This is a genomic window from Streptomyces sp. FH025 (genome assembly GCF_017427025.1).
GTDB lineage: Bacteria > Actinomycetota > Actinomycetes > Streptomycetales > Streptomycetaceae > Kitasatospora.
The window spans coordinates 1-14,634 of the sequence record NZ_JAFLNG010000123.1 but is presented as its reverse complement, the minus strand read 5'-3'; the positions used below and the strand labels follow the sequence as shown (position 1 = coordinate 14,634).

The 14,634-nt window shown below is 70.0% G+C and carries 6 protein-coding genes; 2 read left to right on the top strand and 4 right to left on the bottom strand.

Annotated features, from left to right (window positions below):
- The 3 genes from J0670_RS12080 to J0670_RS12070 form a co-directional block, all read right to left on the bottom strand.
- The coding region (locus J0670_RS12080) for a M48 family metalloprotease (protein WP_207811506.1) at positions 1 to 1,203 on the bottom strand (1,203 nt) is incomplete at its 3' end.
- A complete protein-coding gene (locus J0670_RS12075; RefSeq protein WP_207811505.1) occupies positions 1,200 to 1,715 on the bottom strand; it encodes a hypothetical protein in 516 nt (171 codons plus the stop codon). The genes J0670_RS12075 and J0670_RS12080, both read right to left, overlap by 4 nt.
- A gap of 201 nt (positions 1,716 to 1,916) precedes the next feature.
- Positions 1,917 to 2,399 (bottom strand): hypothetical protein, encoded by a 483-nt coding sequence (locus J0670_RS12070; RefSeq protein WP_207811504.1) that lies wholly within the window; start codon positions 2,397 to 2,399, stop codon positions 1,917 to 1,919.
- Between the two features lie 409 nt (positions 2,400 to 2,808).
- Between J0670_RS12070 and J0670_RS12065 the strand changes: the two genes are divergently transcribed.
- Positions 2,809 to 12,579: a LamG-like jellyroll fold domain-containing protein gene (locus J0670_RS12065; protein WP_207811503.1), complete on the top strand. Its 9,771-nt coding sequence runs from the start codon at positions 2,809 to 2,811 to the stop codon at positions 12,577 to 12,579.
- Between the two features lie 147 nt (positions 12,580 to 12,726).
- The gene (locus J0670_RS12060; protein ID WP_207811502.1) at positions 12,727 to 13,296 is read left to right on the top strand and encodes a lipopolysaccharide assembly protein LapB; all 570 of its coding nucleotides are present in this window, start codon (positions 12,727 to 12,729) and stop codon (positions 13,294 to 13,296) included.
- Between the two features lie 284 nt (positions 13,297 to 13,580).
- On the opposite strand, the gene J0670_RS12055 is transcribed toward J0670_RS12060, so the two are convergent.
- Positions 13,581 to 14,543, bottom strand: coding sequence for a glutaminase (locus tag J0670_RS12055; protein ID WP_207811501.1), 963 nt, complete (start codon positions 14,541 to 14,543; stop codon positions 13,581 to 13,583).
- Between the last annotated feature and the right edge of the window lie 91 nt (positions 14,544 to 14,634).

Here is a 14,634-nt window from a genome sequence, read left to right as displayed (position 1 = left end):
GACCACGGCCCGCCACAGGGCCACGGCGGCGACCCCGGTGACCAGGCCGGCCGCGATCAGCTCGGTGGCCTGCTGCACCCACGCGCCGCTCTGGCCCCGGGAGCCCAGGTACTCGCCGATCTGGTCGCCGAACAGAGCGGCGGCCGCGCCGGTCAGGAACATCGGCAGCGCCCGTAGTTCGAACAGCGCCGCCGGGTCGGCCAGGGACCGTCGGCGGAGCTCCCACTGCGGGTGGGTGCGCCACAGCTGGACGAAGGACCGGACGGTGCGCCGCAACGCCCCGCCGGTCGGGTCCGCTTCCCGGCCGGTCCAGCCGTGCGGGTCGGCTCCCCAGCGCAGTGCGGTCAGGTCGGCGTGGATCTCCCGGCTTCGCAGTACGTCCGAGCGCGCGAGGTAGACCAGGGCGGTCATGGCGATCACGAGCACGATGGAGCGGGTGAAGCCGGGGGCCTGCTGCTCCCAGTCGACGGCCCGCGTCTTGGCGGGGAGGTCGTAGAGGAGCCAGACCGCGTACGGCAGCAGCACCAGCAGGAGGAACACTCGCCACAGCGCGATGGTGGCGTAGGTGAGGGTGATGTCCCCGTTGCGGACGTGCGCCAACTCGTGCAGCAGCACCGCGCGGTAGCGGTCGGGATCGGAACTCCGGCGGGCCAGCAGGCCGCCGTGGAGGCGGATGACGGGCCGACGGTTCCGGCCGAACACCACGGCGGTGGCGGTGGTCACCGTCGGGTCGACCACCGCCCGGGGGACCCTGCCCAGGCCGGCCGCCATCGAGAACTGCGCCAGCTCGCGCCCGACCTGGCCGTCGAAGTCCATCAGGTGGAGCGGGAGGGAGCGGCCGCGCCGTGCCTTCCAGCGCGGAATGGCCCAGAAGACCGCGCCGGCCGCGGCCACCAGCAGTGCCGTCCACACCGTGGCCGGCCACCACGAGGGCGCCGGTTCGAAGCGGTCGACGCACGCCTCGTAGGCGTCGTACTGGTTGAGGCCGGCGATGAGGGTGCCGGTGTCCGTGCCGTCGAACGGGTCCGCCCCGGCGGAGAGCAGGCAGCCCGTGCCGTGCTGACTGGGGGCGATGGCGCGGATGTGCAGCACCTGCGTCACCATCGCGCCGCTGCTCACCACCAGGAGGGCCACCAGGAGCACGAAGCGCATGGTCGTCCCGGCGGTGATCGCGCGCTCGTCGAACCGCGGCTGCGGGTTCATCCCGTCGGTTCCTCGCCCCGGAGCGGTACGTCGTCCTCGCTCTCGGACTCGGGCTCGGGCTCGGGGGAGTCGGCCGTGGGGGCCAGGGCCAGCCTGGCCACCACGGTGTCGGCGATCACGATGGCGCGCTGCTCCTTGAAGCCCTGCTGGAGGGCGGACTCCAGGACCTGCCGGCGCACCTCGGCCAACTGCTCGGTGGTGAGCGGGGGCACCACGACCGGTGCGGAGCGCCGTCGGGTGATCCGGCGGACCGCCGCCTTCAGGCCGCTGGTCGCGCCGTTCGCGGCGACGGTCCCGAAGCGCCGGGCGGCCTGGTCCACCGCCAGCCAGACGGCGGGCGTCACCAGGGCCGCGGCCTCGTCCACGCCGAAACCCAGCGGCTCGCGGTGCTGCCGCCGGCTGAGCCGCGCCACCACCGTGTCGTCGTCGAAGCCGGACAGCCCCGCGACGATCGGCAGCTCCTCCGGCGCGAGCCGGGACACGACGTCGTGGACGATCGTTCGTACTGTCACGCCGTTGTCCGCACCGCTGGAAGCGGCCGTTTCGATACCCATTCGAACCCCCGCACGGTCCGTCACGTGTTCCTTGAAGACGATTGTTGGGGGTTTCCTGATGACTTGTCAGGCGCTTCGGGAAAGCCGTTGACTGCGGACGGTCGTCATGCTCCCTGGGCTCCGGTCGCGTAGCGGCGACCGGGGCCCGGGGTTTTCCGCTCAGTGCCCCTCGGCGCTTTCCGTCACGGCTTGCCGTGCCCGCTCCTGGAGGTTCTCTCCTGCTTCGAGGCCGCGGACGTTGGCCGCCGCCCCGGCCGTTCCGACGAGCAGGAAGTGCTGCCCGGGGTGGGTCTTGGCGGCCGCGTCGACGGCCGCCGCGAATTGCGGGTCGGCCGAGGCGGAGATGATGAGCGCGCAGTTCTTCAGGATCAGACCGCCGATGGCGCTGTCCACCTTGGCGGGGTCGGTGGTCACGTAGGCGGCCCGTGCGTGCAGCGGGTCGACCGCCGCCTGGGTGCCGGCCCAGACCTGGGCGGCGGGCGAGCCGGGTGCGAGACCGGTGGCGTCGGTGATCAGGCAGGCGTTGAAGGCGATGAACGGCTGAGTGGCCGTCGGCGCGGGGGCCGAGTGAGCCGAGGAGCAGCCGGTCAGCAACGCCAGGAGCAGGGTGCCCACGACTCTGATGACTGGCTGCGATCGCATGGCTGGTGCTCCTGGTGTTCCTGTAGGTTTCCTGATGATCATCTGGATCGATGCTGAGCATAGGGCATCCGACACCGATGACATTTGTCCGAATCTTCCACGGTTGAGCCGCATTTGAGCTGGCTTTTCCCTGTGAGCGGGCGCCCTATGACCCGTCACGCGAGCCTCACGGAATCCTGCACGTCTTCACCGAAAGCCCTCACGCCGAGTAATGGCGCACACGCACTACCGGCCAAGTGACGTGCCCGCCACCTCACGGAATGTCGATAGATGGACATGTTGATCACATGGCTGATAGAAACCACGCCGCTTATGTGATCTTTAACTTTCGGAGGAAATTGTGCGCCCGCGTTCAGGGTTGCTCCCACCTGCCGGTGGCAGGAGGCGTCTGCTGCGGTGGACGTCGTCATTGACGACGCTTGTGGTCGGTTTCGGCGTGGTGACCGACGCCGCGAGTGCGGTACCGCTACCGGCGTCGGCCGTCGCCGCGGTGGCGAGCAAGCGGATCGACAACGGCAAGGTGTCGACGCCGCAGCAGGGTTCGGGTTCGGCGGCGAACCGGTCTCACCAGGCCTCGACCGCCGACACCCGCGGGGCCGGCACCGGCCCGGTCGCCGGCCACGGCCCCGGTGCCGCGCCCGGCCAGCTGCCGCCGTTCGATCCGAAGAACCGCCTGGCCAGCCCGTTCCAGGTGGACGGATCCGGCCAGGTCAGGACCTCCCCGACGGATGCCCCCGGCAAACCGGCCCTGACCGGTTTCGACGCCGGGAAGAGCACCGAGGACACCGGCAAGCGCAACGACCACGAGAAGGTCTTCAAGAACCCGGACGGCACCCAGACCGTCCGGACCTACGCGGGACGGGTCTCCTACCCCAACCCGGACGGCAGTTGGTCGGACATCGACCCCACCCTGGTGCCGGCGCCCGCCGCGTCCGCGGCTTCGGCGTCGACCGCCACCCACGCGTCGTTCCTGGCCGCCGCCCCGGCCGCGGTCGCCGCCCGGATGGCCTCGGCCGCCGGTGCCACGCCGCAGGCCGCCCCGCAGTCCAGCCCGAAGCTGACCAAGAAGGCCGACTCCCAGGACGTCGAGTTCGCCACCGACGCCACCGATCCGCAGCTGATGTCGATCAGCGGGGACGGGACGAACCGGGTCTCCTTCGGTCTCGACGACGCCGCACCCGTGCACGGGCAGGTCTCCGGCTCGGAGGTGACCTTCCCCAAGGTCCGCCCGTCCGCGGACCTGGAGCTGAAGAGCGTCAACGAGGGCTTCAAGGAGACCATCGTCCTCCACGGCGCCGACGCGCCGACGGAGTGGACGTTCCCGATCAAGTCCCCGGGCCTGACCCCGAAGATCGCCGCCAACGGCGACGCCGTGTTCACCGACGCCTCCGGCGCGGTCAAGGTAACCGTCCCGGCCGGAACGATGACGGATGCCAACATCGACCCCCGCTCGGGTGAGGGCGCGTTCTCCAACGGCGTCAGGTACTCGATCGTCGACGACCACGGCGGCAAGGCGCTGCGGGTCAGCGTCGACGCGGCCTGGGTCCACGACCCCGCCCGGGTGTTCCCGGTGAAGGTCGACCCGTCCTCGGCGAACACCAACACCGACACCTCGGCGTTCTTCGAGTACAACCTCGTCTCCGGGATGACCAACATCCCCAGCAGCTCCAGCAACGCCAACCTGAAGGTCGGCGACTACGACGGCTCGCACGCCTCGGCCGGCTACGTCCGGTTCCCGGTGCAGACCTCGATCCCGAACGCCTCGGTGATCGGTGGCGGCGTCAACCTCTACACGATCTGGTCCGGCTACTGCGCCGCGGCCGAAGAGGTCGACGTCAAGGCCATCACCAGCGGCTGGAACCTCAACACCTCGCAGGGGTGGCCGGGCGTCGGCTACAGCGCGAACGTGATGGGTCGGGCCTCCTTCACCGGTGGCACCGGCACCGGCTGCGGCGGCTCGCAGTGGGAGCGGATCCCGCTGAACAGCGACGGTGCCAACCAGGTCACCTCCTGGACGCACGGCGGCGCCAACAACGGTTTCCTGCTGTACGCGCCGGCCAACGACGTGTACCACTGGAAGCAGTTCAGCTCCGCCGCGGCCTCGTCCAACATCCCCTTCCTGGACGTCACCTACGCCCCGGACGACGCGAGCTTCAACTTCGCCGGCACCTGGGACTACTACCCCTCGCACATCCAGCAGGGCCTGATCGGCGTCACCGTCACCAACACCTCGTCCAACACCTGGACGGCAGGTTCGGGCAACGGCTCGTACGCGCTGGGCTCGCGCACCTACCGCAGCGACGGCACGCTGGTCGGCTGGGGCACGGCCGTCTCGCTGCCCAACAACGTCGGCCCGAACCAGTCGGTGAAGCTGGAGGCGGTCAGCCCCGCGCTGTCCCCCGGAACGTACACGCTGTGCTGGGAGATGGAGAAGCGCGGCTACTACGCGTTCAGTGACGTCGGCGGGCACAACGCCTGCTGGTCGTACACCATCAACAACATCCCGCCGCAGGTCGACACCTCCTACCCGCCGAACAACGCCTCCCAGTCGACGCTGACGCCCACCCTGTTCGCATCCGGCCACGACCCGGACAACTGGCCGGCCACCGGGCTGACCTACAAGTTCGGCGTCTGCTCCGGCACCCCCGACGCGCCGGTCAACTGCTTCGACTCCGGTGCCCTCGCCGCCTCGACCAGCTGGCAGGTGCCCACGGGCAAACTCGCCTGGGGCCAGACCTACTTCTGGCAGGTCTGGATATCCGACGGCAATGCCACCGCCGGCCCGTTCGTCCAGGGCTACTTCAACACGACGGTCGCCCAGCCGCAGATCACCTCGCACCTGACCGAGAACCCGGCGGCGCGCGGCTTCGACCCGCAGAGCGGCAACTACAGCGTCGAGTCGACCGACTCCACCGTGGCGACCGCCGGTCCGGCACTGGAGGTGCGCCGCACCTACAACAGCCTCGACCCGCGCACCAACGGCATGTTCGGCGCGAGCTGGATCTCCCCGCTGGACATGCGGGCGACCATCGACGACGACGGCTCGAACAACGTCGTGATCACCGACGTCGACGGCCGCCAGATCCGCTTCGGCTGCAACCCGAACGCCGGCGCCGGCGCCCCGTGCACCTCGTACGTCCCCCCGCAGGGCACGTACGCCACGCTGACCGCGCAGACCGGCGCCAACAACGCGATCACCTCGTTCGTGCTGACCGAGAAGGGCGGCACCGCCTACACCTTCAACGTCTCCTCCGCGAACCCGGCCGTCTTCCTGCTGATGCAGGTCAAGGACTCCGACGGTCGCGTCAACTCCCTGTCCTACGACGGCTCCGGGCTGCTGCAGAGCATCACCAGCGGCACCAGCGGCCGCGCCCTGCACCTCGGCTGGAGCACCCCGGCCGGCGCGACCGCGCCGCACGTGGCCCGGGTCTTCACCGACCCGCTCGTCGGAACGGACCAGAACACCGACCTCACGTACCTCTACTACTACACCGGCGACACGCTGACCAAGGTCTGCCCGCCGACCTCGACGACCGCCTGCACCACCTACGACTCCACCACCGGCTCCCACTACCGGACTTCGGTCCTGGACGCCGGCCCGCAGTCCTACTGGCGGCTGAACGAGCAGGCCGGCGCCACCGCGGCGGCCAGCAGCGTGGCGGCCAACGAGGGCAACGACAACGCCGTCTACAGCAACGTCACGCTGGGCCAGGCCGGTTCGATCGCCGGCTCGCCGGCGACCACGGCGTCGTTCAACGGCACCAACTCCTCGGTCCGCCTGCCGGACAACACGATCTCGTCCACGGCGAACCTCGCGATCGAGCTCTGGTTCAAGACCACCACGGCGGGCGGCAACCTCGTCGCCTACCAGGACGTCCCGCTGGGCAGCACGGCGACCAGCTGGACGCCGGCGCTGTACCTCGGCACCGACGGCAAGCTGCGCGGTGAGTTCTGGCAGGGCGCGGCGACGCCGATCACCTCGGCGAACCCCGTCAACGACGGCAACTGGCACCACGTGGTGCTGTCCGGAGCCCAGACCACCCAGACGCTGTACCTGGACGGGAAGCAGGTCGGCACCCCCCTTGCCGGTGCCATCGCCAACTCCAAGCAGCCCTACGCCTACGTCGGTTCGGGCTACTCCAGCCCGGACTGGGACGGCCAGGCGCGCGGAGACCGGTACTTCAACGGTCAGATCTCCGACGTCGCGGTCTACAACCACCCCGTCGGCGCGGCCACCGCGGCGACCCACAACCAGATCGGCCGCAACGCCGCCCAGGCGCTGCTGAGCAAGATCACGCTGCCCTCCGGCAACGTGCAGGCCCAGATCGGCTACGACATCGCGGCCGACCGGGTCAACCAGGTCACGGACGCCAACGGCGGCACCTGGAAGCCGAACACCCCCGTGGTGACCGGCTCCTCCGGCGTCTACCGCGCCGCGGTCCAGGCCTCGAACCCGCAGGGGTACTGGCGACTGGCCGACACCGCCGGCGCCGACGCGGCCAACGTGTACGGCACCGGCTACGGCACCTACGACCGCACCACGCTCGGTGCGCCGGGCCCGTACTCCGCCGGTGACATCACCGCGGCCTCCTTCGACGGCTCGTCCTCCTGGACGGCGCTGCCCTCCGGGCTGGTGCCGGACCACGGTCCGTCCGCGATGGAGCTGTGGTTCAACACCACGACGCCGGGCGGGGTGCTGTTCTCCTACTCGGCCCAGGTCGTGAACGACCCCAACGGTCCGCTCGGGTACTACACCCCGGCCCTGTACGTGGGCCAGGACGGCAGGCTCCAGGGCGAGTTCTGGGACGGCAACGCCACGGCGATGGCCTCCAGCGGCTCGGTGGCCGACGGCAAGTGGCACCACGTGGTGATGTCCACCGACGCCACCGGCGCGGGCCAGGCACTGTACCTGGACGGCAACCAGATCGCTTCCAAGTCGAACACCGTCAGCCAGACCGGCTGGGGCATGACCAACGTCTACCTCGGCGCCGGTCTGATCAACGGGAACTGGCCCAACAGCCCGACCGACCAGGCCGGGCACTTCAAGGGCAGCATCAGTGAGTTCGCCTTCTACAACCACCAGTTGACCGCGGCGGACGTCACCGGCCACTTCCAGGCCCACGCCAACAGCACCAAGGCGCTGACCACCACCGCGACCGTCACGGACCCGACCGGCAAGACCGTCTCGTCGTCCTACGACCCGAACAACAACGGCCGCATGGTCTCCTCCACCGACGCGCTCGGTGCGACCACCACGTACGGCTACGACACCGGTGGCTTCCTGCTCACCGTCACCGACCCGAACGGCAACACCAAGACCCAGGGCCATGACGCCCGCGGCAACGTGGTCAGCGAGACCACCTGCCAGGACCAGGCCCACCAGAGCTGCTCGACCACCTACCACAGCTACTACCTGAACCCGGCCAACCCGATCGACCCGCGCAACGACGCGGTGACCGACACCCGGGACGGCCGCTCGGCCTCGGCGACCGACAACACCTACTGGAGCCACAACGATCTGGACGCCGCCGGACGCCTGATCGCCACCACGACCCCGCCGTACGCCAACGGCACCGGCCGCAAGACCACGACCGGCTACACCACCGGCACCGAGGCGGCCGCCGACTCCGGCACCGTCCCCCCGGGCCTGCTGGCGAACAAGGTCACCGCGGGCGGTGCGACGACCAGCTACACCTACTTCCACAACGGTGACCTCGCCTCGGTCACCGACCCCGCCGGTCTGGTGACCAAGTACGCCTACGACCAGCTGGGCCGGCTGACCAGCCACACCGTCTACGACTCGGTGAGCTACCCGAACGGCCTCACCACCTCGGCGACCTACGACGGCGAGGGCAAGTTCCTCACTCAGACCGAGCCGGCCGTCACCGACCGGGTCACCGGCGCGGTCCACACCGAGCGGACCACCTACACCTACGACGCCGACGAGCACGTCCTGACCGAGGTCAAGTCCGACCTGACCGGCAAGGACGCCTCGCGGACCGAGACCTTCACCTACAACAACCTCGGCCAGGTGGTCACCACCACCGACGCCGCCGGCAACAGCGAGACCTTCGGCTACGACGCCTTCGGCAACCGGAACAGCAAGACCGACGCCAACGGCACCACCATCGCCTACGCGTACTCGCCCCGCGGCGAGCTGCTGACCAGCACGCTCAAGGGCTTCACCGGCGACCCGACCGCGCCCTCCGCGGCCACCGACCTGGTGCTGGAGTCCAAGGCGTACGACCCGGCCGGCCGCCTCGCCTCGCACACCGACGCGATGGGCCGGACCAACTCCTACACCTACTACGACGACAACCTCGTCAAGACCGAGCAGCGCGCGGACACCACGGGTGCCTCGCTCCAGCTGCACTCCTTCACCTACGACGGCGCGGGAGACCGTCTCTCCGACCTCGCCGACGGCGAGACCCTGACCAACTACACGGTCGACGCCGCCCACCGGGTCACCTCCGAGGCCGTCAAGGTCGGCCTGGACGCCACCAGCCAGCCGATCTGGCGCACCACGGCGACCACGTACGACGCGGACGACCACGAGACGTCCGTCAGCCGCACCGACTCGACCGGCACGCTCACCGAGCAGACCGACCACACCTACGACCCGATGGGACGTGAGCTCACCCGGACCGTCCACAACGGCGCCGCCAACCTGACCACCACGTGGAACCGGGACAAGCGCGGCCTGATGACGACGGAGATCGACCCCAACGGGGACAGGACCGACTTCGCCAACGACGAGGCCGGCCGCCACTCCTACACCTCCGAGCCGACCCGGTCGGTCGAGGCGGCGGGAGGCACGGCCGTCACCGCCGCGCCGTACGTCACCTTCGGCTACGACACCTTCGGCGACCAGACCTCGCACTCCGACGAGCGGGGCAACGTCACCTACACCACCTACGACGCGGTGGGCAAGGAAACCGGCACCATCGCGCCGTCCTACACGGCGCCCGGTACCACCACCCCGATCACCGCGACCACGAGCAACACCTACGACAAGCTCGACCAGCTGGTCTCGCACACCGACCAGCTCGGCAACACCACCACCTTCGTCCGTGACCAGCTGGGCCGCGAGGTCACCAAGACCGACCCGGCCGTGGGCGGGGCGACCACCGGCGGCGTGTGGCACTACAGCTACGACGCCGTGGGCGAGCAGCTCGCGCAGACCGACCCGACCGGTGCGGTCCAGCAGGCCACGTACGACTTCATGGGCCGCAAGCTGACCGAGACCATGGTCGAGCGCTCCCCGTCGGCCGCGGCCTACACCACCACCCTGGGGTACAACAGCACCGACGACCTGGTCACGGAGACCTCCCCGACCGGGGTGGTCACCACCTTCGGCTACAACCTGGCCCACGAGAGGACGAGCCAGACCGACGCCTTCGGCAACACCACCACCTACGCGTACGACGCCCTCGGCCGTCAGGTGAAGATCACCGACCCGTCGGGCACCGGCCAGAGCACGGTCTACGACCCGGCCGGCCGGGTCACCTCGGTGAGCGACTTCGACGCCACCGGCAAGGCCCTGCGCACGCGCGGCCTGGCGTACGACGCCGCGGGCAACATCACCTCCGTGACCTCGGCGCTCGGCTACTCGCTGGCCTACACGTACGACAGCGACCACCACCAGCTGACCGAGACGGAGACGACCGCGCCCGGCGCGACCATCACCACCTCCTTCGGCTACGACGCCGCCGGCAACCACACCCGCTACACGGACGGGCGCGGCAACAACTTCCTGACCACCTACAACAGCTGGAACCTGCCCGAGTCGCAGATCGAGCCGGCCACCACGGCCTACCCGAACGCGGCCGACCGCACCTACACCACCGGCTACGACGCGGCCGGACAGCCCGTCACCCTTTCGCAGCCGGGCGGCGTCACCCGCAGCCGCACCTACGACCAGCTCGGACGGCTGACCAAGGAGACCGGCACCGGCGCCGAGAGCGCCACCCGGGACCACACCTTCGGCTACGACCTGATGGGCCGGATCACCTCCGCGGGCACGCCCACGGCGAACGACACCTTCGCCTACAACGACCGCGGCCAGCTGCTGTCCGCCGCAGGCCCCTCCGGGACCTCCTCCTTCGCCTACGACGGCGCGGGCAAGGCGACCACCAGGACGGACGCCTCCGGCACCGCCACCTACACCTACGACAAGGCCGGCCGACTGGCCACCCTGGCCGACCCGGCCTCCGCGACCACGGCCACCTACGGATACGACAAGGACTCCCAGCCCGTCACCGTCAACTACGGGACCGGCAACAACACCCGGAACTACGGCTTCGACCCGCTGCACCGGCTCACCAGTGACACCGTCACCACAGCCGGTGGTGCCACCGTCTCGTCCATCGCGTACGCCTACAACCTCGACGACCAGCTGACGTCGAAGACCACCACGGGCTTCGCCGGCGCGACGACCAACACCTACACCTACGACCAGACCGGCCGCCTGACCTCGTGGAACAACGGGACCACGAACACGGCGTACGCCTACGACGCGTCCGGCAACCGCACCCAGATCGGCGCGCGGGCGCAGACCTACGACGCCCGGAACCGGCTGCTCACGGACGGCACCGCGAGCTACACCTACACCGCCCGCGGCACCATGTCCGGCAAGACCCCGAACGGGTCGTCGGCCACCGTGGCCATGCAGTTCGACGCGTTCGACCGGCTCAAGGCCGACGGAACGCAGGGCTACGACTACGACGCCCTCGACCGGCTGGTGACCACCGGATCGACCACGCTGGCCTACTCGGGCATCGGTGACGAGGTCGCCTCGGACGGCACCGCCAGCTACGCCCGCGACCCCGGTGGCGTGATCACCGGAATCAACCAGGGAGGCACCAACACCATCGCCCTGACCGACCAGCACGACGACCTGGTCGGTGACTTCACCGCGGCCGGCACGGCGCTGGCCGACTCGGCGGCGTACGACCCGCTGGGCAACTCCATCGCCACCACGGGCGCCAAGCACCTGCTCGGGTTCCAGTCCGACTACACGGACCCGACCACGGGCAAGGTCAACATGCTGTCCCGCTGGTACGACCCGTCGACCAGCAACTTCGTCTCGCGCGACAGCTACAGCCCCGACCACGTCGTCTCGGACCTGCCCGACCGCTACGCGGTCGCGGGCATGGACCCGTGGTGGTCGGACCCCAACCCGAGCGTCGCCCAGGACCGCTACGCCTACGCCGACGGTGACCCGCTGGCCTTCACCGACCCCGACGGCCACTGGCCCAAGTGGATGAAGTCGGTCGGCCACGCCGTCTCCAAGGGTGTGGACAAGGTCGAATCGGGCCTCAGCAGTGCCGGATCGGCCATCGTCAACGTCGGATCGGAGATCGTCCACAACCCGGTGAGCGCCCTGGAGACGGGGGCCAACTTCGTCTACCAGGTGTCCGGCGCGGCCGACGTGGTCAACTGCGCGACCCACCCGGGCTGGAGCAGCTGCGGCCAGGCCGTTCTCGCCGTCGCCTCCTACATCCCGGTGGTCGGCGAGGCCGCGATCCCGCTGCGCGCGGCATCCATGGCCCAGAAGACCGCCCGGGTGCTCAGCACCGCGGGCAAGGCCGCGCGGGGCATCAACACGCTCATCTACGGCGCTCACGTCGCCAGCGACGTGTACCACGGCAACTACAAGGCGGCCTTCAAGGACGTCGCCACCGGCGTCGTGCTCGGCAAGCTCTCCAAGCACGTCGGTGGACGCGCGTACAACAGCCGTGCCGGGAAGGCCGCCCGGGCCTTCGTGGGCACGGCGCGGGCGGGCCGCCGGGCTCCGGCGAACGCCACCGTCTACCACTACGGGCGCACCGGCAACGAGCACTACAGCATCGTGGTCCACGGACCGGAGGGCTCCCGGCACGCACACGGGTACCTGAGCAACGGAAACCTGAAGCCCGGCCCGAAGGACGAACCGCGAACCGGTCGGCACGGGAGTTTCAACCGGGCGTTCGACATTCACATCCCCCACCCGGAGGCAGCGCATCGAGCAATGGACAACGCGTATTCCAAGCGGCCGAAGAGCGTCGGCCAGTACAACGCCCACACCAATAGCTGCCTGACCTACTGTGGTACGGTCCTGCGCGCCGGTGGGCTGCACGTCCCTCGGACCAGCATCGGAATGAAGCTCCACCTGGCGACTCAGCGACGCCACCGGAACTGATGCGAGGAATGATCCCGAGCATGAGCCCGGGGAATTGACGAGTCGGGGTGTGGGGCGTTCCGGCGCTCCACACCCCGATTTTCGATGATCCGTCTCCAATGGAATTCCCGGCCGTGCTGCCGGAATCATGGGCCGAAAGTGGTGAAGATGGGAAAGCCGGACCTGGACCGGGCCGAGGAAGCCCGGGACCTCGAAGAGGCCGCCGAACGGACCCGCGGTGAGGACCGCCTCTCGTTCCTCTCCCAGGCGGCCGATCACTGGTCGGAGGCGGGAGCGTACGACCGGGCGATCGACCTGCTGACCCGGGTCGCCGCCGAGAGCGGGGACCCGGCCGACGCCGGTTCTCCGGTGCTCGCCTGCTCGCTCTTCCGGGCAGGGCGCGAGGAGGAGGCCTGGGAGGTGGTCGAGAAGGCCGAGGGCCTCGCGGCCGCGGGGCAGAACTGGCGCGACTACGACGAGTTGGCCGACTACCTGGTCAGGGCCGACCGGCCGGAACGGGCGCTGAAGTGCTACGACGAGGCGCTGCGCATCGTCCTGGGGCTGGAGCAGCCCGACGCGCCGGAGCCCGAGCATCCGGCGCTGCGCCCGCTCTCCTCCGTGCGCCGGAACCGTATGCTCGTGCGCCAGCGGCTGGGGCTTCCGGCGGACGAACACGACAAGGCGGCGGTGAAGGCCCTTCCCGTCGCCGAGCGGTGGCGTCGTCGGCGTCGCCCGTAGACGAAGACGTAGACGTACACGTAGACGTACACGTACACGTAGACGTAGACGTCAACAGGGAGAAGCACCACGCGAGAGTCCTCCAGGGAAGCCTGGAGGACTCTCGCGCATCAAGCGGTGGAGACCTCGCCTGGCGGTATCAGGGCCAGCGGCCTCTGAACAGCGATACCGCGGCCAGGGATCGGACGGCTTTGCCGCCCGGTCCCTCTCGCGTTTTCGGCATGAACGCGAAAGGACCGGGCGAATCCGGGATTCTTCATCAGGACCTCGGCGGCGCCGCGAGGTCAGAAGATCGAGCAGCCGGAGAGCGTGGTGAGGGTGTCGAGGGCGGCGACGGCGGCGACGGAGTTGCCGGCCGGGTCGAGGCGGGGGCCCCAGGCGCAGACGGCGGCGCGGCCGGGGAGTATGGCGAGGACGCCACCGCCGACGCCGCTCTTGCCGGGCAGGCCGACCCGGAAGGCGAACTCGCCGGCGGCGTCGTAGGTGCCGCAGGTGAGGAGGACGGCGTTGATCCGCTTGGCCTCGCTGCGGGACATCAGACGCGTGCCGTCGGTGCGCACGCCGTAGCGGGCGAGGAACGCGCCGGCCAGGACGAGGTCGCGGCAGCTCGCGGCGACGGCGCAGTGGGCGTAGTAGTGGTCGAGGACGGTGTCGACCGGGTTCCGCAGGTTGCCGTGGCTGGCGATGAAGTGGGCGAGCGCGGCGTTGCGGTGGCCGTGCTCGGCCTCGGAGGCCGCGACCACCGGGTCGGTGTCGAGCAGCGGGTTGCCGGACTCGCGGCGCAGGAACTCCCGTACGGCGCCTGAGGCGTCGCCGGTCAGGGAGTGCAGGCGGTCGGTGACCACCAGGGCGCCCGCGTTGATGAAGGGGTTGCGCGGGATGCCGTGCTCGGTCTCCAGCTGCACCAGGGAGTTGAACGGGTTGCCGGAGGGCTCGCGGCCCACGCCCTGCCAGAGGGCGTCGCCGCCGTAGGAGAGCGCGAGGGCCAGCGAGAACAGCTTGGAGACGCTCTGGATGGAGAACGGCTGCTCCCAGTCCCCGACGCCGTACAGCTCGCCGTCGACCGTGGCCACGGCCATGCCGAAGGCCTCCGGGTCGGCGGTGGCGAGGGCCGGGATGTAGTCGGCGACGCGGCCCCGGCCGACCGTCTCCCGGGCGGCCTCCTCGGCGGCCTCCAGCAGCACCGGGTAGTCCAGGATCTCCCCATCGAACAAAGCTCTTCCTCCACGCGCGGTCGGTACGGACATGATCGGGACCGGGTGCCGCCGCTGTGTGGCGACACCCGGTCCGACCAGTGATTATCCGTGGTCCGCGAGGCGTGCGGGCACAGGGGAGGTC

What these genes read in the sequence shown, in the direction of transcription:
- J0670_RS12060 (WP_207811502.1), top strand. Translation starts at nt 12,727, where the DNA reads ATGGGAAAGCCGGACCTGGACCGGGCCGAGGAAGCCCGGGACCTCGAA.
- J0670_RS12055 (WP_207811501.1), bottom strand. Translation starts at nt 14,543, where the DNA reads ATGTCCGTACCGACCGCGCGTGGAGGAAGAGCTTTGTTCGATGGGGAG.
- J0670_RS12070 (WP_207811504.1), bottom strand. Translation starts at nt 2,399, where the DNA reads ATGCGATCGCAGCCAGTCATCAGAGTCGTGGGCACCCTGCTCCTGGCG.